Origin of the sequence: Paenibacillus sp. USDA918EY, assembly GCF_009870825.1 — a bacterium.
Classification (GTDB): Bacteria; Bacillota; Bacilli; order Paenibacillales; family Paenibacillaceae; genus Paenibacillus_AQ; species Paenibacillus_AQ albilobatus.
This window is the reverse complement of the sequence record NZ_WTWY01000005.1, coordinates 166,614-188,241: the sequence shown is the minus strand read 5'-3', so window position 1 is coordinate 188,241 and position 21,628 is coordinate 166,614. Positions and strand designations below refer to the sequence as shown.

The following is a 21,628-nucleotide window of genomic DNA, read 5'->3' as shown; positions in this document are numbered from 1 at the left end:
GGCGATGGATACATGCTGGAAAAAGAACAGCGCATTCTGGAGCGGGATTCGGAGGACGTGAGCGGAAGAGTTCATCACCTGCCGGAGATGAAGCTATCCACGGCGGTACGAAAAGGCATTGCACAAGGGAGGAGCCGGGAAATGAGAAAACGAAAATTATTGTACGGAATCGGGGCCATCGCCGCAACCGCGGCAGCGATACTCATCACCGTGTCTTCGCTGGGAGTCGCGCCAAAGGAAAAACAATACGATCTCGTGCAAACGACAAGCATACCGCAACCGGCAGATTTGGAATCTTTCCGCCCGATTGCCAAATACGATCAAGGCATCGCTGCCGCACTCGACAAAGGCATCGTAAAGCCGATCAATCAAAGCGTGGAGCGCAAAGGGTTCCGCATCGATATTGCGGGCGCTTTCACGGACGGACGTAAAGCATATATCATGTACAGCGCGACAAATAATACGGATCATACGGGTTATTCTTTAATAGATTTTCTCGAATTCGGAGGAGTCGAAGCATCCTCTATAAGGGCGGAGTCGAAGCATGCCATGGGCAGTAATGCACTCATGCCGGGACAGACAGGTTATTATGTGTATACGGCAAACCTTGTGCCATCTGCTCCTTATAAGGAAGGCGCGACGATAGGCGTTAAAATTTGGGATGCCACCAGCGGCAATTACCGGGATCAATTCAAATTTACGCTTCCACTCGAACCAAACTTGTTCAAAAACGAGGAGCGAATTTACCACCCGGGCAGCACGCTGATCGTCGACGGGCAAAAAATCAACGTGCGCCAAGTGCAGTTTACGCCGCTGAACGCCTACGTGGATCTGGAATACGACAAGAGCAACGACAAACAAATTTTTAAGCTGCTAAATCCCGTTTTGATCGGAAAAAGCGGCGACGAAACCAAAAAAGTATATTATCCGGATACGATGTTTTCCGACGATACGAAAGTCACGCTGGTGTTTAAAACAAACGAATTTGACCGGCTGGACCGCACCGACCTGAAAATCGCCGGCATGGCCGCTTTGGATAAAAACAAAATGAAAATCGTGGTCGATTTGAACAAAAAGCAAATTATTGAGGCGCCCGATACGCACATTCAAATCATTGAACCGGATAATCCGGCAGGAGCGGGGGAAATTTTGTTCCATTTCAAGCTTGAAAAAGCGCAAGCGGCGGAAAGCTTCGGGATGTGGCTGGAGGACAGCTTCACGGATGCCAATGGCGTAAAACATAAAAGGCTATCCCCGGAAAACATCAAGCAAGGAGGGCATTTGGTTTCTACTGCGGATGACTACACGGAGGACTACAACGCCTATAATTTCGGAAAAGAAGCCCTCAACTATCCGCAGCCGCTGACCATCGGGGTGAAGAAATATTGGAACCCCATCATGGAGTCGCAATCCGTAGAACTGGTTACCAACCAGCCGAATAAGTGAGACAAAAATCGATATAAAGGCAGGAAAAAGAGCGCTTCAGACCTTCTTTTCCCTGCCTTTTTCGTTGCTCCCGGATATCTTTTCATCCTATACTTGGATCAAATCGGAATTATTTTTCAGGCGGCGAGAAGTTTTTGTCAAAAAGGATTGTTTTCAAAAGGATTAAAAATAGCAGCGAGGGGGAGGTAGAGACGATGGACGAGATCCTGTATCGAATCACAAGCCGTTTTGGCATCGATCGGCCGGAAATTACGTTTCTTAGGCACAACGAAAATCGCACGTACCGGGTCCGTGACGCCGGCGGCAGCTCCTATTTGCTGCGCATTCATGAGCCGGTAAAAGAAAGCATGGCAGGATTGCAGCATACGTACGACGGCCTGCTCGGCGAACTGGAAATGCTGGAGGCTTTAGCCGGTGGGAGCAGCTTGGTCGTACAAAAGCCCATTCGCAATGAAGAGGGAGAATTGATTACGGTCATTGAGCATGATGGAAAACGCCTGAACTGCTCGCTGTTGACGTGGCTGGAAGGAAGAGATGTTTGCAAAGAGGACGTCCAGGATGCAGGGCTCGTACAAAGGTTTGGCCAACAAATTGCAGAACTTCATTCTTTTTACCGTCAATATCAATCCATGACTGTAGAAAACCGTCCCGCCCAAGGGATTGCTTATCTTACTGAAATGGCGAACAAAATTCGTCTTGGTCTGCGGCTCGGTTTATTTACGCCCGCCGACGTCGACGTCATCGAACAAAGCATCCTTTTGATCAACGCCAGGCTCGGAAAGATCGGCACATCGCCCGCTTCATGGGGGCTAATTCACGGCGATTTGGGAATGGGGAATGTGATCGTATCTCCGGAAGGGAAACTGCATCTGATCGATTTTGGCTTTTTCGGACCCGGATATTACTTGCTTGACGTGGCTATGGGGGCGTTAATCATTCCGGCGGAACACAGGGACACCTTTTTGCGAGGCTACTTTGGACATGACGACCTGCATGAAAGGGACTTCGCTCTGCTGGAAGGGTTTATGCTCGTCGCTATTATCGGATATTACGCCTTTCAAATGGGGAACGAATCGGTGCATACCTGGATGGAGGAGCGAATGCCGCGGCTTTGCGCCAACTACTGCATCCCGTTTTTAAACGGCGAACGCATTTTTTATAAAATAACCTGATCCTGTCCAATAGAAAATGGATGTTACGGACTGAATCGAATCCGACTCGAATACAATGCATCAGCTTATGTAATAGAATGCAGCCTGAATCTACCGTGGATGGGCTGCTTTTTTATGGAGCGAGGCAGGTATTAGTTTTATCGTAAAAAAGTAAAATTTTGTTTTACAACGTAACAATGTTATGTTACATTGTTTGTGCGGAAGAGATCATCGGGCGGGAATACGTTCAAATCGCTGCTAGCTACAAACACAACGCTATTCCATCATATCTCTAAGCAAGCAGAGTGTTGGTCGCGTTCTTTGTTTATCCGTTTAAAACAGCATGTAATGGAAAAAAAGGGGTTAACAAAGAATCAAAAGAAAAATATGTAACATTGTTCTGTGATGAAGGCTTGTTGCTATATGAACAGGGCAGCGTTACTGCATTATTCAGGGAAGGGAGAGAAAAAACTATGAATGCCAAAGCATCGGCATCATCCCTGCTGAGCAACCGTTTCGTGCAGGTGATTTTGATGTCCACCTTGTTTTTACAGATCGGGATTTGGGTACGAAACATCGCTATACTGCTGTACGTGAAAAAAATGACCCATGATGATGCGTTTGCCGTCTCCATGATATCCGTCGCGGAATACGCGCCGATCTTCGTGTTTTCGTTTGTCGGAGGAACCTTTGCGGACCGCTGGAGGCCGAAGAGGACGATGGTAAGTTGTGATTTGTTAAGCGCCGCTTCCATTGTGGCCATATTGCTTGCCATGATGTTCGGTTCATGGAAAATCGTATTTTTCGCCACGTTCGTGTCGTCCATCTTGTCCCAATTTTCGCAGCCTGCCGGATTGAAGCTGTTCAAGCTGCATGTGCCGGAGCATTTGCTGCAAAAAGGGATGTCTGCCTACCAAACGCTGTTTGCCGTTTTCATGATATTCGGGCCGGTGGTGGGCATGTACGTGTACCAAACCTACGGCATCGAGACGGCCATCAGCATCATGGGGATTGCTTTCCTGCTATCGGCCGCTTCGCTTTCGTTTCTGCCGCGGGACCGCAAGATGGATGGCGAAGGCGAAAAAGCGCGGGTTTGGGAAGACATTAAAGCAGGGGTTCGGTATATCCGTTCAAGCGTAATTTTGCGGAATCTCGGCGGTGCTTTTTTTGCGGTCGGACTTGGCTTTGGGCTGATCCAACCGCTGAGCATCTTTCTGATCACGGAGCGGCTTGGACGTCCGGAATCCGATCTGCAGTGGTTCTCCTTGATAAACGGCATCGCCATGATCATCGGCGGCGTCGCGGCTATGAGCTTTTCCAGCAAAGTATCGCCGCAAAAGCTGCTCACGTTCAGCATGGCTGCCGTCGGTTTGACGACCGCTGCCATGGGACTGTCGACGAATTATGCGGTCACGCTTGCGCTGCAGTTCTTTAGCGGCCTGGTTTTTCCGTGCGTCAATATCGGGATCAACACGCTGATGATGCAAAATACCGAAGAGTCGTTCCTCGGCCGGGTCAACGGGATTTTGAGCCCGCTCTTTACGGGTTCCATGGTCGTGACCATGATGTTTTCCGGGATCGCCAAAAACGCGTTTTCGCTTGTCGCTGTTTTTATCCTTGCAGGTATGTTCATTTTGGCGGGCGTGCTGGCTCTCATTCCGCTGTTTAAGGTGAAGGGCGGTTTGAAAGCCAAAGCAGCCGATTTGCCGGATCGGGTTTGAACGAGGTTTTATGTTGATTCAATTGCTACGAAGAAGACTTCTTTCGTTAAAGCAAGGCTGAAGCGGTGGGAAAGATCAAAAGGTGCAAAAAGGTCTGCATATGTAAATGCAGGCTTTTTTATTTTTCATGGAAGCAGAGCATCGATGAGTTAAAGTCTTGATAGTAAATAGAGCATAAAAACCCGGAGGGTTTATTTGTATTCAAAGCATTTAGTCAGGCGATTACCGTAAGTAGAAAGGTAAAAACCATTTATAAAGGAGGACAAAATGCTACGAATTCAGCAGGTAGGCTAATTGGAGCGGCTGATCTGGAACTGCAGACGAAACAGGCGCTTCATAATATTGCAACTATTTTAGCTTCTGAAATGCAAGTTTCGCCAATCTGGTCAAACTAAATATCTATTTAGTTCGTGGGAGTGACCCGCAAATTGGTTATAAAGCGTTTCAAGAGGTGGCCGGTTCATTAGATCATCCACCGTTGGTCTCCGTTCTATTCGTATCGGAATTTCCGCGTCCATCTTGCCTTCTTGAAATAGTCATTGAGGACAAGGACTAACATTTTATTTTATAATCTATGGTATAACTTGCTAGTGAGAAATAAACGAGCAACTTCATCGATGGTCAGAAAAATGCAACACTGACGTTAGCACAAATGAACAATACCCAAATCAGTTTCATTTTGAAGAAATGAGGATACTCCCTATGGCGAAATGGGATAACATGCTGTCCATGCTCTGGATGCTCCGATCCGGAAGGAAGCTCACCGCCGCGCAGATCGCGGAGAGTTTGGAGATCAGCGTCCGCACTGTGTACCGGTATATCGACGCATTAGGTGCCAGCGGCGTGCCGGTCGTCGCGGAATCGGGACATGACGGAGGCATAAGCATATTGGAGAGCTTCAAGGAAACACCTTTGTTCTTTAGCAGCGTAGAGCTGAAGGCGCTTGTGGAAGCGTTCAAGTTTGCGCAAGGCGCCGGCTATCCGTATACAGAGGAACTGGAAAGCGCGCTTGCCAAGGTGGAGAACGGGCTGCACGAAGAGCAGCGCCACGATCTGTCCCTTCAGACGGGCGGTTTGGATGTGATTACTCCGGCACGTCCGCCTTCCGTCGTTCCGCTGCTTAGGGACCTGGAACAGGCGGAGAAGGACAGGCGAACGATCCGCATCGCTTATCGAAAAGCAAATGCGGAACAGGCCGACGAACGTGAAATCAATCCGTACGGGTTGGCTTACGACCGAAACGAATGGTACGCTGTCGCGTTCTGTCATCGGTCGCAGGCAGTGCGGACGTTTCGTGTGGACCGCATCGAGCGGTTGGAGCCAACCGAAGCGTCGTTCGAAAAGCCGGAGCGATTTTCCGCGGCCGCCTTTTTCCGCGACCAGTCCGAACAAAAACGGGAGGCGTACGGACCGCTGACAGTTATCCGCATCGAGGGGGAACCTGACACGCTGAACGCGCTTTGCGCTCACTGGCATCTGCGCCACTATTTGACGGAACGGACCGATCGGGAGGCGCGGTTTTTGCTCGACGTTCCGACGATGAACAAATACCTTCCGATGTATCTGATGAGCTTCGGCACGGGCATCTGCATTCGGGAGCCTCTGGAGCTGAAGCATCGGATACGGGAAATGGCATACGAAATCGCAAAACATTATCAAAACGATTCTGATTGAACTTAGCTGACAACGCTTGTTAGCGAACCTGGGTCAACTTAGAGATAGGGCTGTGGCAGGGCTGATACAGCCAAGTAACACAATCGAATTTTGAAACAATATACTCTGGAAGGTAATTATGGTCTATGTCGCATTACTCCACGGAATCAATGTTGGCGGAAAAAATTGACATGAGGTTGCTTAAAGAATCTATCGAGCGCGCCAATATGAGTAATGTGGTTACATATATCAATTCAGTCAATATGATTTCTCCCTACTCGCTAAATATATGAGCTTATCGAAAAGAAAGATGTCGGATGACAAGAGCATAGATCCTTAAAGTCGCGTGGTTGCGGCTTTTTTTGTTTTACCGTAAATGAGATACCGAAATAAATGCTGATATTGTATTACCTAGATAATGAAGCCTTGTTTGACAGTCGAAAATTCAAGGCGATGGGGGACATAGGTAAGCTGTTGGAAGATCGATTAATCCGTTTGCTTTTTTATGGAGGCTCCTAAACAGTATCATTTTTTGACTTAATTTAAGGCTATGATAAACCCATCAAGTGAAAAGGAAAAATCATTTGGTTCATTTAAAAAGGAGGAAGGGATCAAGGATGAAAACGAATGGAAAAAAGATTGCTTATTGGACAGTCACATCACTACTTGTAGTAGCTATTATGTTAAGTGGTATCGGGCAACTCATGCAATATGGGGGAAACGTCGAGTTAGTGACGAATCTTGGTTACCCATTATACATCATGACCATTCTTGGGATATGGAAAGTGCTCGGAGCCATTGCACTCCTCGTGCCAGGTTTTCCTCGACTTAAAGAATGGGTTCACGCCGGAATTTTCTTTTTAATGACTGGTGCGGCATTATCTCATGCGTTTGCTAATGATTACGGTAATTACGGTTTTAATATGATTCTTCCTCTTTCGTATGCTGCGCTTAACATCGCTTCATGGATACTGAGACCACAAAGCCGAATCTTAGGGAGTTTGCTTGGCAATACTATAGAACGTGCAAAAAAACAAAGTTTAGCATTCAAATGAATCTATGTATATGCTTTGTAACCGCATTTTTCTTACGAGCGTAACCCGATATCAAATACAAACGGAAGTTTCATGTATACAAGAAGTGTATGGAAGGGCATTCCTTTAATAAGGGATGCTTTTTTATTATTGAAGTAGAGGGATATTCATGGAAGAATAAAATTTGAAAAGATAACTTTAATCAAGGATCGTTTAAGACGTTATGGCTATTTTAAAAATGGTTATTTGCAATAGAAGCGGGAGGATTCGGATACAAAAGCAGCTCCGTGCGGCTGACTTTTTTAGGCGGTTATTCGTGCTTTAAAATTACGTAAAATAATAATTTTACGAATAAATAGATAATGGTTATACTGATAGTAAGGAGGTTTTAGCAGGAAATGGATAAAAACGCAAGGCTGCATTACATGAAACGCGTTGATCAGAAATGCAGCGAACTTCCATGGTACGTTACCGAATTTATAGATAGCCGCAAACGGAAGCTTTCGCACATGACGCTGTTGAATTACTGCCATGATTACCTCATTTTTTTTGATTGGCTTGTCGAGGAAAAATTGGCGTCAAATCACCGCAAAGACATTGATTTATCCGTGTTGGAATCGCTGAAGGTGCGCGAAGTTGAAAATTTCCTTGCTTTTTTGGAATATCGATTAGGAAACAACAAATATACGATTAACAGAAAAATATCCGCATTAAAATCGCTTTTTGATTATCTTCAGAACAAGGCTGAAACAGCGGATCTGAAGCCGTATATTCAGCGGAACGTTATGGCCAAAATCGATTTTAATTCGATTAAAGAAAGCCAGGAAACGATCGCCAACCGAATTGAAGGGAAAATTCTCCGGGAAAACGATTTTGAGAAGTTCCGCCAGTTTGTATCGCATGACTTCGGTGAGATGATCAAAACAAACAAACGGATGCTGCGTTTCCATGAATTTAATCGTGAACGCGATACGGCTATCGTGTCGTTGATTCTTGGATCCGGACTGCGTTTATCCGAAGTAGCTGGAATCAACCTCGAGGATGTGGATATGAACAAAGGCCAAGTGCGCGTGCTGCGTAAAGGCAATAAAGAGCAATATGTATATTTTAGCCAGCAAGCCTTGATGGATCTGGAGAGTTATTTGAAGATCCGCGAAACCCGATATATACCGAAAAAATCGGAAAATTACTTATTTATAGCAGCTCCGATCGGTCGTAAAGGCCAAAGCCGGCGACTGACGCCGAGATCGATTGAAAAGCTGATCGAAAAGTACGCTGCAGCGTTCGGAAAACCGGCATTGACCGTGCATTCGTTAAGGCATTCATTTGCGACGCGTTATCATCTGGAGAACAACGACGTACCGAAGCTGAAAAATCAGCTCGGGCATTCGTCGATCCAAACGACGATGATTTATACGCATTTAACGGATGAAGAGATGAGAAAAGCCGTCAATAATATGGATAGATAAAAAATGGATTTTTACGTGGAAATGGCCTGCGGTCAGGCCGTTCCGTTAATACATTTTCACAAAACTCGTATTTTGTACATATGTCATTAACATGCTTATTTCTTTGTGTAAAAGGATTTTTACCACTTAATTTGAAATGCAATTGTTCAAAATCCTACAATACGGATCACATTTGTGTCATTAGACAAAATTGGACGATCCTAACTGATAATTTGTAATGAATTTCTCTGTTGTCGTTGATTTCAAACTCGCGGTTCTTTGGCTCCTACGTTACACACCTCACCAATTCTATGGCCCAGATGAATCCTCTCCTTCTGCATATTTGGGTCATGTGCGAAATACGTTCGGCTGTGAATCAATACAATCAATTAATTTCAATCACTTCCCAAAATTTGTTAACAATGATAAACAACTATGGAAAAATGTTATTTGATCAAGGACTTTTGTTATCGAATCCTGCCCTTTAGTTTAACAGCGGCGGATTTAAAAGGAAACCCGCCGCCCATAAACATGACCGAGCATACCCTGGATGAAATCCAGGGGTGTCCTTAAGCAGCCATTTAAGGCTGTTGTACACCCTCCTTTTTTATGCAAAATAATGTCCTTCTTCGAGATCGGCAATCAGTCCGGGTTGCACCGGTTTCCAGCCCAAAAGCTCCCGTGTTGCCAGACTCTCCTGCGCAGTGCTGAACGCGCCTGCGATGTCGAATGCCGCAATGGGGCCTAGAAAGCCGAAATGGGCGGCAGCTTCTTCAGGTGTGATGCTGACCGTCGGCAAGTTCAATTGCCGCCCGATGACCTCAGCGATCTCGCGGAACGGAATGCCTACATCGCCGACTGCAACCATCTGTGAGCCCGCCGGGGCGAATTCCAGCGCCAGTCTGTACAGAACCGCTGCATCCAGGCGGTGAACCGCCGGCCAGCGGTTCGTTCCATCGCCGATATAGGCGGAGAAGCCCTTCTCCCGGGCGATGTTGATCATCGTCGGCACGAATGCCCTATCGCCTTCGCCATGCACGGTCGGTGCAAGCGTGACGATGGATGCCCGAATACCCCGCTCTGCCATTGCGAGCACTGCATCGTCCACGGTATGTCCATTTTCATGAGGGTGACCTGTGGTAATGAACGGCTTTCCGGAGCCTTCGAGCGCCGCTCCAATGGCTTGGACAGCCCGCAAATCCAGAGCCAGCGCACCTTCAAAGTTGGAAAAATCGTTGGTGGGTGAACTGAACGCCAGATGAATCACGCCGTCCGCAGCCGCGGCGGCACTGCGCAGAGTATCCAGATCGTCCAGCGTGCCGTATAGCGCTCCGGCTCCCGCCTCCTTTAATCCCGCAGCTTTCTCTTCAGAGCGGCAAAGACCCGTTACTGTATGTCCCGCACCGAGCAGTTCCCGGACGACCGCAGAACCGATATACCCGGTTGCTCCTGTAACAAAAACATGCATAATGATTTCCTCCTTCATAGTTGACTGATTGAACATATTAAGTATAAACTATGAAGCGAACTCTAGGGCAAGCGGTCCAAAGGAGAAATGGTGATGAAAATTCAAGAACTTGCGGACAAGATGGGATTAACGATCCATACGATCCGCTATTATGAAAAGGAAGGCTTGCTGGATGATCGGCATGTTCGGCGAGAATCCAACAATTATCGTAACTATTCGGATGAGGCTGTCGAGCGGTTGAGGCTTATCAAGAATTTTCAGTCCATCGGCTGTTCGCTGGCCGAACTGAAGGAAGCTTTGCAGGACTGCGACACCAATATGAGCACCAATCTGCAAATTATAGAATGGATTCATGGCAAGAAAAAGGAGATCGAAAGCAAGAAGGAAGAATACGACCAAATGCTGGACACCCTTAACAAGATGCTGGAGTACAAGACTCTACTCATGGACGATCCGCAAAAAGCTCAGGAGTTGCAAAAGACTTGGTATGCCAGGTCATCCAATTAAGCTGCTTTGAAAGGTTGGTTTGGAGGAAGGCTTCGAGGTCTTGACGGGTGATCCGCAAGGGGTGGGTGGCCTTAAGTGGCTTGCCCCTTGTTTTTTTGGTTCTTAACCGCCAATTTTCGACGGTGTTTCTTCAGTAGTCGTTATAGTTTTTGACCTCAAGTTCGAATTCATGATCTTCACGGCTGCATTCCTTCCAAAGCACCGTTCTCGGCCCGGACAAGACAGGCGGAAATATCTTCTTGAAGCAGCTGAGTAATTTGCTGCAGCGTGAACCCAAGCTCTTTGAAAATGACATTGCGGTTGATCTCCAGAAGCTGCTCGGCGGCATAATGCCGATACCCGGTCAAGCTATCGATCCTAGCCGGCTTTAACAGCCCGATCTGGTCGTAATAGCGCAATGTCTGCAGCGGGATTCGGCTTAGCCTGGAAAACTCGCTGATTTTAAACAATATCCCACCTTCCTCCTTCGAATTTCAGGATGTGTATATACCTTCGAGTTGACTATAAAGTCAAGGGGCAACCGATAAATGGGGCCTTCATTATATTCTCATACATTTACTGGGACGTTTGGAACATCGGTATGGTAGCAATATTTTGTTGGGTAGTACATTTTCATAGATTTTCTGGCCACCGTATGCTTGCGATAGTTCACTCAATATCATAATAAAACCTCCTATTAGAGCAGTTTAATGTCTAGTTTGCTCATATAGGAGGCTTTTTAGATTTTAATTTGATCTGCATTTGAACCAGCGTATCCCGTTAGCTGAAAAATATTGAGATTGCTACTCTGCCTTAGAAGACAGCTTTAAAACGTATTCTTCGACTTCCTCAGCACGTGCATTGGAAAACCCCTTGTCTTCATCACAAATCTTAAAGCCGTATTTTTTCAATACCCGAATAGAAGCTGTATTATCTTTCGCCGCACGAGTTGGGTCTTTGGCAGTAAAGGCAGCCATATAGTTGGAAAAATTGTCCAATTGTTGCTCGAAATATATCGGCAAATCATCTTTATTCACGTCTCGCAATTTCACTTCGCTATCCATATCTTCACCCCACTAAGTGGTGTTATCGGAATCCTAACTTTCAATGAATTCAAGATAATTGCTCAACTATCCTGCCCGGTAGCTTTAATTAATCTGATATTTTGTATGGTACTTCTTCTCAAGCGCTGTGATCATACGGCTCGCGATGGACAAAATGGCTGTTTTCATCCAACCCAACTTTGCCTTCCGTATTTTAGGTTTGGCGAACATCCTATAGGTAGAACAAAGGTTATGGGAATCATTCGGCACTAGGAGCCGCCCAGTACCTAACTCTCCCACTCTATCCCGATTTCCTCAAACGAAGTTTTACTTTCACTCAACCCCTCATGATCATCCGTTCCAATCATTTCAATTTCTCTTTTTGTTAGTATGATCTTTGCTTCTGGGTTTTTAATTTTCCTAGTATATATCGACTCTAACAGATCGACTTGTACATTGGTCATCTCATAATAATCTCGCCAAGACTCAACCGCAGAGTCATATTCCATTAGCTGTTTCTCTAAAAGATAACCACCATTTTGAATTAATCTTACGATATTATCATTAGAAAAAATTTTGTCGTCATCAGCCCAAAATGCTGTTGTAATGGAAGGGCTTGACTTACCATCGTCTCTTTCCTCTAGAAGATACTCTAACGTCTCATATTCTGATAACTCAAGGACGTCATGTGGTGCGCCTGTATAAAAGTCAATAGCCGAAGAAAACTCTGTACGGGTAACGTTATCATTGCGAAACGCCCCAACACAATATTTATCCTTAAATGTAATTGTTCCTCTTCCTCCTGAACCATCAACTACGCAATAGTTTATTCCGTCCCATGAATGTTCATATGATAACTCAGGATAGTGAGCAACCATAATTGCATGTGCAATTGATGCAAGTATGCAACCGTTCCACAGACTCTTTTTATTCAAACCATCATTCAAAATAATTGGTTTCATTTCTTCCTCCTTGTCGGCTTAGAAGGTGGCTTATTTTTATTTGGTTCATTTGAGTCAGAAGGTAATTTATTTGACTTATCTCTATTTTCTTTACGAGTAAGAACTTGAGCATTACTATAACTGTTAGTTCCACCTTTATCTTTAGGAATAATGTGATCAATTTGCCACTCATTTGGATCTGGTGTAACACCTTTTTTGCTCTTTTGTGGCTTAGTAGCAACTTGATCTGACGAATCAGATTTAACTACCCCACCATTTTTCTTCTTATTCTCTTCTATTATCTTTTTCTTTTGAGCAGCAGTAAAGTCCTTTCCAGGACCTACAAACTTTGAATCTTCAAGATGCGAATATGGACCATTTCCAGTTTGGGTATTGCTTTTCTTTTCAGGAGTATGTTTTTGAGGTTTTTGAGGTCTAACATCACCCGTCCCCTCCTAGAACCAAGAATTCCCCCGAAATCGCAGACCGCCAATGGCGTGTCTTCCAGTATTTTTTCTCTTTATCTTCTTTACTTGATTCTTTTTAAGTACTTATTATTATGAGGCAATTCATAACTTCCTCAGAGCTGAGGTTTGGCTATCCTGAGAATATGAGATGACTATCCCATAGTTTATCTTTACCTTCGAGAACCATGATTACAGTTGTTGAGTAAGCTCATCTTCGTCAGTATCATCATTCTGCTCTTTTTCAGATGGAAGATAGTTATTCCAATCGCATTCATCCCCATTTTCAAATCCAATACGTTCAAGATACAGATTGAAATGCTTCTGGAAATCAGCGAATATCGGTACTGACACTTGCAACCCTTTCTCATCCCAAAGCTTATTTCTGATTTCCATCATCAGTTCCAATTGAGTGTCTAGAACAAGATTGGGATAAGACGTGCCTGAACTTGTTGTACGATACGCTGAATATGGTTTAGTTGCGTAACTAGCGTATAACTCGCTATTGACCACAGATGATATAACCGATTGGATGGCAGACCTCTTAATATATTTAGGCTGGTACAGCTTCAAGAAATAATGAATGGTTTCAGACAATCCGATATACGGATTATTTTCAAGTGCGCCAATCCTATAACGATTTACGTGACCTCTCCTGCGTGCAGTTTTGATGAATTTTTTCTTCACAAGAACGTTAATAGCCGATTTTACAGTGGATTCACTAAGACCTAAATTACAAGCTATTGTTTCTTGAGAAGGGAAAGCTTCATCGTTTTCTCCTAAATGACTGATAATATCAAGCAATACACTCCGCTCATTCATGCTTAAGCCGTAGCATTTTCGAAGCATATGAGGATATGGGATATAGTATTGATTTCGTTGGTATTGACCGTGAAAGTTATGCCATTCCATATCTACCGCCCATTCAATCAATCTTTCTTGAATTCTCTCTGGCATTGGAACTACGTCCTGTCTGAAAAGATTTTTTTAGGTGGCAGAAAACCCGATTGCCCGAATCGTCATCCTTACTGTTCTATGTTAACTGGTCGTCACCAGATTTATTGACTTGCACAGTAACTATCGCGGCAAATAGCCAGATTGTTGCGGGCAATTACAGATAAGTCCTGACAATATTAATAGTCGATCTATCCATTAAAGAAGGTGCGATGGTTTAGACAGCTTTTCTATCGGGGCGGCGTATTCTACAATTGCGAGTAAATTTGCAAAAACGCCAGAAAACGAAGATAACAAAAAGCAGGTCAATCATGGTGGTATCTGACCATAATCAACCTGCTAGATGTATTGGAATAGCGTTATTAGGGTATAAAATTAAAGCATTTGATGTGCGTACAACCGAAATGGAGAAATCTTTATATGGGTATTACATGGGTTATACGAGCTATTGGTTGAATGATGGATTCATTCGGGACTGGGAAGCCCTCTCGAACCGAAGATGCATCTCACTCTAAATAACCTGCCCTCTTGAGCGATGTAATATTTGCAGGAATAAGAACTTCTTGTTTTTGAAACTCTTCATCATCTGTATCAGTGAAGAAACATGATTCACAATGCCTATACAATCTTTCGCTATTGATATCAGTAAAGATTCTAAGATGGTCACTTTTACATTGCGGACATACTTCCGCTGATGTAAAAGTTATGATGTCTTTCACCAAGTTTGATATCCTTCGCAAAATCTCGAATTCTGACTTAGGTTCTCGGCTAATGTAGCTTCCAACAATTGAATTGAAATTATCGCCTGTAGAACCTATAACAAACATTTCAGGGTCGATAGTAGTAATGAATTGAAAAAAGTATATTTCGTTTTCTGAAAATTTGTAATCTTTCTTGCTTCGCCCTGAATTCAAGATTTGGTTGATAGCCTCATGATTACTTTTTACTATTTCAACTAATCCATGTAAAAAATCGGTCAAATCCATATTCTCTATTTCTGCAAACAACTCCAGTGCCTCTGACCATAATATAGTTGCCCTTTTATTATTCATAATCTACAGCCTTTCACAGAAAAGTTTCATTGAATGTGGGCAAGTTATGCCCCCATCACTAAATGTATCATTTTGGAACAGGTACTGGGAATGTTGTAACCAAATTTCCTCTACTATCTGTTAAAACTTGTATCCATGTGGTTTCAGTGCCACCAACGCCAGGGATACTTGGTTTTACAGTACCTACCTGTCCAGTATTAACTACACGAGAATACTGCCCTGAATCCAATACCGTAGCAGGTGTTTGGATAACATCTTTTCTACCTAAAATACTTTTTACTTCATCCTGACTAACAGTGAATTGCCCTGCATTTTTTCCAGGAGTAAAGTGTCGGTCAACAACATGTTCCCAACCTGCATTTTGAGAAGGACTAAACCTAGTCGGTCCGTTAGCGATGTTAATACGATTCTGTACAACCCCAGGAATCTTAGCAACTTCACCCGTCCCCTCACTCTTTCTCTTCTTCCCGCTAGAACCCTCCCCGCCCTTGGAGAAGAACCTCGATTTATCATTCTTAACGATTTCTAGTGAATTTATTCCGTTGGTTGTTTGTTTAATCAAGATTTCTTTCTCCCGGGTTTTAGTAGGCCCATAACGCCTTTTTTCGGGTCTTTGATTAATTTTTTAAATCCTGTTCCTAGATGTCGAGCCTTACTTGCCAGCGCCGCTCCATCGGTCATAACAGTCAATGCGGCATCTACTGCTGCAACTCTGCCGCCTGTTCACGTAATTCCTTTGCCTGCTGACAGTACCCACGAATTTCATCCATAAGCTGTTCGTATGCTGCCCGAGCCTGGGCAATTGACCTCACTTCTTTTTCCGCATCCTGTGCTAGTTGCTGATTCTTCAGCTCTTCTGCCACTACCTGTTCATGTTTGCCATTCGTTTTGTCCTCCTTTGATTTTAGGCATACAAAAAAAGCTCATTCCTACTCATGGTTCAAGTGGGAAAGAGCTTTGAAAGTTTATCAAGTGTTTGAATTGTTCAGTGTTTGGTTTTTGGTTGTATTGTACGATCTTGTTGCCAGAGTTGTAAACCTTCTTACTAATGGTTATGTTAAAATGATCACCAAACTCTACTCTATTATGCTAATGTAATCTTCGCTTTTAATTTCCCCATACTTAATTTTTATTCCCGGAGTTCCCTCTAAAAGTGAGGCAATATATCTTGTTATATCAATATCAATTTCATCAGCATCATCCGGTTCATTGTTACTTGGATGGGAATTAACCTCTAAATAATAGCCTTTCTCCCCTCCATATCCTTTTATAACCACTTCAAAACCTAATATATTTGAGTTAATGTAAATTGCCGGAACTTCCTCGTATATAAAGTCTTCTAGCCCTTCAAATGGTATATTGCCAGCAATTTTACTAGAAATAATTTTTGCCAAATCTACGATATTTTCTTCTGAAATTATTGGTAAAGAACAAGAAAAATACGGATACTTTTTCATATTTAACACACTCCTAATCTATTATTTGATTACCCGTCATAATTTTTTCCTCAAATTCCTTTTGAGTGTATATTCTAAATGTAAATTTATCAGGTCTCCCCTTTTTGTCCACCCTTCTTAAACCTTCTAAAGAGTCTTTAAGTGTTTTGTCTATTTCTTTTTGCAAATTTCTAATCTCTTTAATTTTTGTTCCTGCTCTCCAAGGGTCATCTATTGGGAACCTTGAAGCCAACTTATCACTAACAATAAATGCATCGATATCAAAATCTGTCGGGTCAAATGGAGCATTCCCCTTATGTGGACCTTTCTGACCTGTTGCCAAAGAACCTCTATATCCCACTTTAGCTTCCGGGTCAATTTCTTTAATTTTCTTCACGGCCGGGCTTAATGTATTCTGAACAGTATTCATAATATCTGCTCTTGTTTGAGCTTTAGGCGTCCCCTCACTTGCCTTCTTGCCTTTGCCCGATGCAGATCCCGACGCTGAATTCTCCGGATCGCTCCCAGGAAAGTATTTCCGAAACTCGATCTGATTCTTCGTTAGTTCTTGAGGCTTCTGTGTAGACGATTTATAGACTCCACTTGGCCCTTCTAATATCAAATTATTCTTAAACAATTGCTCAGCAGACTTTTGTAAGGCTTCTAATCTTTCCTTAATAAACGTCGTCGCTTGACCCCAGTTTACCTTAAATCCTTTACTATTACTTCCTTGCGATATCCCTTGCGTTCTGATTGACGGTGGAAGACTACGACGATTCGATCCTTTGTACCCCGGAATACCTCCAGCCAAAGCTGCACCTTCACTAGTATGCTCCACTATATATAGATAGTTTTGTGCCGCAAACTCTCCATCAACTAGCTTACCCCTATCTTGATTTGACCCCCAACGTCTTTTAATATCATTGGCTATATCATTTTTCATTTGCGGTACTAAAAAGTCATCTTCCCATGGATTATAGGTTTCAGGTTTAATGTTTCCAAACCGCAATTTATCATCAATATCTCTTAATTGGAACCAAACTGAGGGATCATCTCTGTCCAAATTTCTATATATATCCATTGCCTCTCGTATATTCTTGTTCGCTTCTTGGACATCTTGCGGAATTTTGCTCGCCGCCATTTCCATCCCTTTGTTTATTGTCAGCAAGAATCGTACTAATGATTCTTTGGTCTCCGGGTTTCTCCAGCCTCTCGCATCGGTAAATACTTTGCCAAGAAGTATCGTAAACTCCCGTAGCATATCTCGCTGAATCATTTCTTCCTCACTGAGCGGGCCAGGTGCCGCCCCTCCGCCTCCACCTAGTGGCAACCCGATTCGGAAGCCGACGGAAGGGGATATCATGCCGAGAACACTTAGCGCAGATAATCCTACTAGCGAGCCAACCATTCCCGTTACCGGAATCATGCCCAGCAGACGGAGTGCTGCACCTGCCATTAACCCGATGTTAGCACCAATAACAGCTTGCGATACAACATCCGCCGTCTTGGCGGTCTGCCCGGCCTCATATGCATCCACCGTCATGAGCGGTGGCTCCGGCACAGGCGTTAGCGGGGTCACATGTACCGGCGACTTTACTGTGCCTTCCTGAAGCAAGAGATCTGAGCGAATATCCGATTCGCCGTCCAAAATGAGACTGCTCTCGCCTCCTCGCAAATAGATTGATTGCCCTGCCTTCATGCTTACTTCCTGGCCTGCCTTAATTATAATGTCCCGGCCGTTTATCGCAAGACTGTTTGTGCTATGGATATGTACGCCGCTGCCTTCATTCAAGCGGATATTCAAGCCGCCGCCCGCTTCCAGCTTCAGTTCTGTACCTCCCATGCTAAACCGCTTGCCGCGCTTGCTGCCCCATACTTTCTCATCAGGTTTATCAACGTTAGCATGCTGACGCAGTGAGCCTCGAACTACAGCTTCTGCCTCATATGCCGAAGGCAAATATAACTGTGCACGATCTCCCGGCTCCGGCATCCAATACAAGCCGCTGTTTCCCTCAGCTGCGTAGCTTGTTACATACGGAAACCAATGGCCGTCTGAAACAACATCTTCGCCATCCATATCCAAACGCATCCTTACCCGATCCCGCAGGACATCGGTAACAATCCCACTGAGCACGGCGCCTGTTGCATTCCAATTCTCTTCGCGAGGACAGATAACATCTTCCTCGGCACAAAGTTGATAGGTATGCAATAGAAGCCCGCTCTTCATCTCGCTTACGATTTCTATTACGACCGTCTTCAGGCCACTTGGCAGGCTGACGCGATCACCTAATGCGAAGCATCGTCCGCTTTCTAGCGCATACACGGTTCCGGAAGCCGAACCGAACTCGTTCCCGAATGAAACTTTCTGATCTTCTATTGCTGCCGGAGAACGAAAGCTCTTTCGAACCCGATAAGGCTCTTGAGCATCCAGCCTCCAATGCTTGCCTATTGGCAAGCCGAAGAACAGCTTCGGAGATTCTGCGGTAATTTCCGGTACTAATACCGTGCCAAGCCTTGAGGCCATCCGCTTCAAAAACGACCAGTCCGTCTCCTCGTATTGTAAGGTAAAGGATCCCAGTACGCTACCCTCGCTTGCTGTATCGATCGAATCCGAATGCGCATATTCTTTCAGAACTCGCTCCAGTACATCCTCATAAGTCGTATGCTTTGTCTGGAATGAACGGGTATTAGGCCGAACATCCAGCTCATAGCTCCAGGAAATCGCTTCTAAAGTCAAGACGTATACGCTGCCCTCCGCCTGAATGATACGAGTCATCACCTGACCACAGAACAACGTTCGGACTCCGGAACTGTCCTCTTCCAGCTGCTCTATCTTTACGGATTTGCCGTAATCAAGCGCTTCGATATCCCGATCGCCACGTTCTTCCGCCAGCAGGGCACGCATATGCAGCCGGGCATGCTCATTCACCCGCTTCTCGATTCGCAACTCAAGGATCCTATGTATATCGTGCGGCCACACCACACGTATATTACCGTAGCCTGCAACACTATCAGCGCTTTGCATGCTCTTCTCCAACTTTTCCCCTCCTAGTTATGAGATATGATTACTTGTGGGGGAATGCATTGATCTAACGTCTAGGCGCGTATTTCTTATCAATCCAGTTCCTGTCCGTCGTCCTCGATGCGAATGACGCCACCGTAAAGGCATTGGTGCGTACAATCACTTAGCAAAGCGGGCTTTCCCTCCACAAGCACATCGCTTTTCCCGTTCAACCAAGGCATGGTTACAACCGGAGTGCAGGGAGCTTTCTTCACCCCATAAATATCGACCAAATTGCTGCTCTGAACGGCCGGATTCAGCGGACAAGAACAATTACCGAAAGAAGGAATGTTCACGCCCGGCACGAAATCCCCAACGTTCATCTGTGCCTTGCCCTTCACATATACACCGTGGCATTCCGGCATTGTAAGCCGGGTCGGTTGAGTGCCGAAGCTGCAGCTAAGAATAGCACCGGCGACAACATAGCTACCTTTGCGCCCTTTTCCCGACTGAACGCGGATATCCTCCTTTTGCTTCCCCAATCCCTCTAATCCCCTTTCTTTATATCTGCGATCATACTCAAGCAGAGTCGTTTCCTGCATCGCCTAAACGCACTATTGATCCATTTCAACTTCAGCAAAATGAATCCCGTATACATCCCGCCGAAGCAAACTCTCGGCAAGTGCAAGATTGACGATCCACACTCTCTCGCGAATTCCATCCACCTCGAACAGCGGCCGAAAGTTGCGTTTTCCTTCCAGCACAAGCCGCTTCAAGCCTCCATCCCTGTAGAATTCGCTATCAGCCGAGAGGCAGCGAAGGCGGGGCAGCGACGTCATCCAATAGACCTCCTGCCGTACTCTTCTCATGTCAGTCAATATGACGGAACGCCACCGCAATTCGGGCATGTATAGCTCTACCAACCGCTTAACGCGGTCCGATAATAGAGGCATTGGCCGATCTATATAATCGACATATTCGACGACATTCCGTTCCAGTATCGGGAAGACGAGCGGCTCCTCTTCCGGGCCGGCTTCATCGTCAAATCCGCTTACGGTTCCGGGCGTATTCGGCTCTGCCCGATTCGCAATTCGTTCATCCGCAACAAGTCTGAAAAACCGATTCATGGATGTCCCTCCATTTCCCTCGACAGTATGCGGTGATCCTCCTCACCCCAATGCGCATCTTTCCAGTCAACCCCCGTTATATCCGCGTCCTGAAAATCCGCTCCAGTCAAATCCGCTTTATCGAAGCGCGCCCCCTTGAGATTCGCTCCGCGGAAGACGGCTTTCTTCAGCGTGGCCCCCGTGAACACTGCGCCGGGGAGGTTGGCTCGGGTAAAGTCAGCACCGGTCAAGTTGGCCTTAGCGAATTGAACCGCCTCAAATATGGGAGGAAATCCGTCGAATACCAGCAAGCCCCGCTTGCCCTGGACGCCCCGAAACACCGCCAACGGCATAGAGCATCCGCTATAGTTCGCACCACTGATAAGACTGTAAGCAAAGTTGGCCCCTTCCAATCGGCAGTCCTGCCACAGCGTGCCGATTAGAATACCATCAAGAAAACAGCTGTTCGACAAACAACAGTCTCGGAATACGCTATACCGAAGATCGATCCCCTCCCAATCTCCCTCCGACAAATCCATAGCGTGAAAAGCTTCATATGCGTAATCCTCTTCATTTTTTTCCTGCAGCCATGACCGTACTTCCTCTGCATCGCGCTTACGTAAGTCCAGCCGGAACACGCACTCACTGTGATCCCAGTATTCTCCTACCCGAATCTCGAATACTTCTGCCTTCTCCACGGCTTGAAACTCCGACGATTGGGATGCTTCCAGCATCGCTAGCCGAATCAGGCTGACCACGACGCGGTGAATGTGAACGGCCTCGCGCAGACGAATGCGCTCCAGGTGAGCGGAATGAACGGCCCCCTTATATTCGCGGCTGGCCAGCTTCAATCTGTCTGCTAGCAGATCCAAGTATCGGTAAGCCCACAAGCTATCATAGTGGCCTTCAACTGGGCTAGCGTCGAATAGCCACGAGCTGTCGGTCGCTTGTACGAGATAGCTCGATCGTCCCTGCGCAATGTCCGTTCTTAGCATGGAATAGGTGATGAATCCAATGGCTCCTTTTTTTCCGGCGATCTGCTGTTCACGAATGACCTTGCACCATTGCCGGAAGTCAGCGACAAATTCTTGCACCCAATCTTTCTTGGCTTCATCCCAGTCTTGACCAATTGCAGCAAGCATCTCGCTCCTCTCGCGAGGTACTGCTTCCTGAATGAAATGGGCCAACGCTGTTTCGCTGTTCATGTCAACCTCCTCTTCAGCA

20 protein-coding genes and 1 pseudogene are annotated in these 21,628 nt (G+C 45.4%); 7 read left to right on the top strand and 14 right to left on the bottom strand.

Annotated features, from left to right (window positions below; translation table 11 throughout):
- Positions 1-12 precede the first annotated feature (12 nt).
- The 6 genes from GQY55_RS12925 to xerS all read left to right on the top strand — a co-directional run bounded on the left by GQY55_RS12925 (position 13) and on the right by xerS (position 8,474).
- Entirely contained in the window at positions 13-1,446 is a 1,434-nt protein-coding gene (locus GQY55_RS12925) for a DUF4179 domain-containing protein (RefSeq protein WP_160041927.1), read from the top strand.
- A 194-nt stretch (positions 1,447-1,640) separates the two neighbouring features.
- A complete protein-coding gene (locus GQY55_RS12920; RefSeq protein WP_160041925.1) occupies positions 1,641-2,618 on the top strand; it encodes a phosphotransferase enzyme family protein in 978 nt (325 codons plus the stop codon).
- 452 nt (positions 2,619-3,070) lie between these two features.
- The gene (locus tag GQY55_RS12915; RefSeq protein WP_160041923.1) at positions 3,071-4,318 is read left to right on the top strand and encodes an MFS transporter; all 1,248 of its coding nucleotides are present in this window, start codon (positions 3,071-3,073) and stop codon (positions 4,316-4,318) included.
- Positions 4,319-5,020: 702 nt separating this feature from the next.
- Entirely contained in the window at positions 5,021-5,992 is a 972-nt protein-coding gene (locus tag GQY55_RS12910; RefSeq protein ID WP_160041921.1) for a helix-turn-helix transcriptional regulator, read from the top strand.
- 596 nt (positions 5,993-6,588) lie between these two features.
- Positions 6,589-7,026 carry a DoxX family protein gene (locus tag GQY55_RS12905; RefSeq protein ID WP_160041919.1) on the top strand — a complete coding sequence of 146 codons (438 nt, stop codon included), beginning with the start codon at positions 6,589-6,591 and terminating at the stop codon, positions 7,024-7,026.
- Positions 7,027-7,403: 377 nt separating this feature from the next.
- Positions 7,404-8,474, top strand: coding sequence for a tyrosine recombinase XerS (gene xerS, locus GQY55_RS12900; RefSeq protein WP_160041917.1), 1,071 nt, complete (start codon positions 7,404-7,406; stop codon positions 8,472-8,474).
- A 586-nt stretch (positions 8,475-9,060) separates the two neighbouring features.
- Here the strand turns inward: xerS and GQY55_RS12895 are convergent.
- Positions 9,061-9,921 carry an SDR family oxidoreductase gene (locus GQY55_RS12895; protein WP_160041915.1) on the bottom strand — a complete coding sequence of 287 codons (861 nt, stop codon included), beginning with the start codon at positions 9,919-9,921 and terminating at the stop codon, positions 9,061-9,063.
- Between the two features lie 93 nt (positions 9,922-10,014).
- Between GQY55_RS12895 and GQY55_RS12890 the strand changes: the two genes are divergently transcribed.
- Complete coding sequence (locus GQY55_RS12890; protein WP_201452147.1) at positions 10,015-10,428, top strand: MerR family transcriptional regulator; 414 nt, start codon at positions 10,015-10,017, stop codon at positions 10,426-10,428.
- 227 nt (positions 10,429-10,655) lie between these two features.
- Here the strand turns inward: GQY55_RS12890 and GQY55_RS12885 are convergent.
- The 13 genes and pseudogenes from GQY55_RS12885 to GQY55_RS12825 form a co-directional block, all read right to left on the bottom strand.
- A pseudogene (locus GQY55_RS12885) lies at positions 10,656-10,877 on the bottom strand (MerR family transcriptional regulator); the annotation flags it as partial.
- A 333-nt stretch (positions 10,878-11,210) separates the two neighbouring features.
- Entirely contained in the window at positions 11,211-11,471 is a 261-nt protein-coding gene (locus GQY55_RS12880; protein WP_160041911.1) for a hypothetical protein, read from the bottom strand.
- Between the two features lie 266 nt (positions 11,472-11,737).
- Complete coding sequence (locus GQY55_RS12875; protein WP_160041909.1) at positions 11,738-12,412, bottom strand: hypothetical protein; 675 nt, start codon at positions 12,410-12,412, stop codon at positions 11,738-11,740.
- A complete protein-coding gene (locus tag GQY55_RS32060; protein ID WP_373309158.1) occupies positions 12,409-12,573 on the bottom strand; it encodes an HNH endonuclease signature motif containing protein in 165 nt (54 codons plus the stop codon). Before GQY55_RS32060 ends, GQY55_RS12875 begins: the two co-directional genes overlap by 4 nt.
- A gap of 474 nt (positions 12,574-13,047) precedes the next feature.
- Complete coding sequence (locus GQY55_RS12865) at positions 13,048-13,812, bottom strand: helix-turn-helix domain-containing protein (protein ID WP_160041907.1); 765 nt, start codon at positions 13,810-13,812, stop codon at positions 13,048-13,050.
- Positions 13,813-14,315: 503 nt separating this feature from the next.
- Positions 14,316-14,861 carry a hypothetical protein gene (locus tag GQY55_RS12860; RefSeq protein ID WP_160041905.1) on the bottom strand — a complete coding sequence of 182 codons (546 nt, stop codon included), beginning with the start codon at positions 14,859-14,861 and terminating at the stop codon, positions 14,316-14,318.
- Positions 14,862-14,928: 67 nt separating this feature from the next.
- Positions 14,929-15,423, bottom strand: a complete 495-nt coding sequence (locus tag GQY55_RS12855; protein WP_160041903.1) for a hypothetical protein — start codon at positions 15,421-15,423, stop codon at positions 14,929-14,931.
- Positions 15,424-15,559: 136 nt separating this feature from the next.
- Positions 15,560-15,724, bottom strand: a complete 165-nt coding sequence (locus tag GQY55_RS12850; protein WP_160041901.1) for a hypothetical protein — start codon at positions 15,722-15,724, stop codon at positions 15,560-15,562.
- A 213-nt stretch (positions 15,725-15,937) separates the two neighbouring features.
- A complete protein-coding gene (locus tag GQY55_RS12845) occupies positions 15,938-16,318 on the bottom strand; it encodes a hypothetical protein (RefSeq protein WP_160041899.1) in 381 nt (126 codons plus the stop codon).
- A 13-nt stretch (positions 16,319-16,331) separates the two neighbouring features.
- Positions 16,332-19,334 (bottom strand): contractile injection system protein, VgrG/Pvc8 family, encoded by a 3,003-nt coding sequence (locus tag GQY55_RS12840; protein ID WP_160041897.1) that lies wholly within the window; start codon positions 19,332-19,334, stop codon positions 16,332-16,334.
- Positions 19,335-19,411: 77 nt separating this feature from the next.
- Positions 19,412-19,840, bottom strand: coding sequence for a DUF4280 domain-containing protein (locus GQY55_RS12835; RefSeq protein WP_236575585.1), 429 nt, complete (start codon positions 19,838-19,840; stop codon positions 19,412-19,414).
- 72 nt (positions 19,841-19,912) lie between these two features.
- Entirely contained in the window at positions 19,913-20,425 is a 513-nt protein-coding gene (locus GQY55_RS12830) for a serine protease (RefSeq protein WP_160041893.1), read from the bottom strand.
- Positions 20,422-21,609 carry a pentapeptide repeat-containing protein gene (locus GQY55_RS12825; RefSeq protein ID WP_160041891.1) on the bottom strand — a complete coding sequence of 396 codons (1,188 nt, stop codon included), beginning with the start codon at positions 21,607-21,609 and terminating at the stop codon, positions 20,422-20,424. Before GQY55_RS12825 ends, GQY55_RS12830 begins: the two co-directional genes overlap by 4 nt.
- Between the last annotated feature and the right edge of the window lie 19 nt (positions 21,610-21,628).

Excerpts from the sequence above, each read along its gene's own strand:
- GQY55_RS12915 (WP_160041923.1), top strand. The coding sequence starts at position 3,071 with ATGAATGCCAAAGCATCGGCATCATCCCTGCTGAGCAACCGTTTCGTG.
- GQY55_RS12875 (WP_160041909.1), bottom strand. The coding sequence starts at position 12,412 with ATGAAACCAATTATTTTGAATGATGGTTTGAATAAAAAGAGTCTGTGG.
- GQY55_RS12920 (WP_160041925.1), top strand. The coding sequence starts at position 1,641 with ATGGACGAGATCCTGTATCGAATCACAAGCCGTTTTGGCATCGATCGG.
- GQY55_RS12905 (WP_160041919.1), top strand. The coding sequence starts at position 6,589 with ATGAAAACGAATGGAAAAAAGATTGCTTATTGGACAGTCACATCACTA.
- GQY55_RS12865 (WP_160041907.1), bottom strand. The coding sequence starts at position 13,812 with ATGCCAGAGAGAATTCAAGAAAGATTGATTGAATGGGCGGTAGATATG.
- GQY55_RS12860 (WP_160041905.1), bottom strand. The coding sequence starts at position 14,861 with ATGAATAATAAAAGGGCAACTATATTATGGTCAGAGGCACTGGAGTTG.
- xerS (WP_160041917.1), top strand. The coding sequence starts at position 7,404 with ATGGATAAAAACGCAAGGCTGCATTACATGAAACGCGTTGATCAGAAA.
- GQY55_RS12825 (WP_160041891.1), bottom strand. The coding sequence starts at position 21,609 with ATGAACAGCGAAACAGCGTTGGCCCATTTCATTCAGGAAGCAGTACCT.
- GQY55_RS12830 (WP_160041893.1), bottom strand. The coding sequence starts at position 20,425 with ATGAATCGGTTTTTCAGACTTGTTGCGGATGAACGAATTGCGAATCGG.
- GQY55_RS12895 (WP_160041915.1), bottom strand. The coding sequence starts at position 9,921 with ATGCATGTTTTTGTTACAGGAGCAACCGGGTATATCGGTTCTGCGGTC.
- GQY55_RS12925 (WP_160041927.1), top strand. The coding sequence starts at position 13 with ATGCTGGAAAAAGAACAGCGCATTCTGGAGCGGGATTCGGAGGACGTG.
- GQY55_RS12880 (WP_160041911.1), bottom strand. The coding sequence starts at position 11,471 with ATGGATAGCGAAGTGAAATTGCGAGACGTGAATAAAGATGATTTGCCG.
- GQY55_RS12845 (WP_160041899.1), bottom strand. The coding sequence starts at position 16,318 with ATGAAAAAGTATCCGTATTTTTCTTGTTCTTTACCAATAATTTCAGAA.
- GQY55_RS12910 (WP_160041921.1), top strand. The coding sequence starts at position 5,021 with ATGGCGAAATGGGATAACATGCTGTCCATGCTCTGGATGCTCCGATCC.
- GQY55_RS12890 (WP_201452147.1), top strand. The coding sequence starts at position 10,015 with ATGAAAATTCAAGAACTTGCGGACAAGATGGGATTAACGATCCATACG.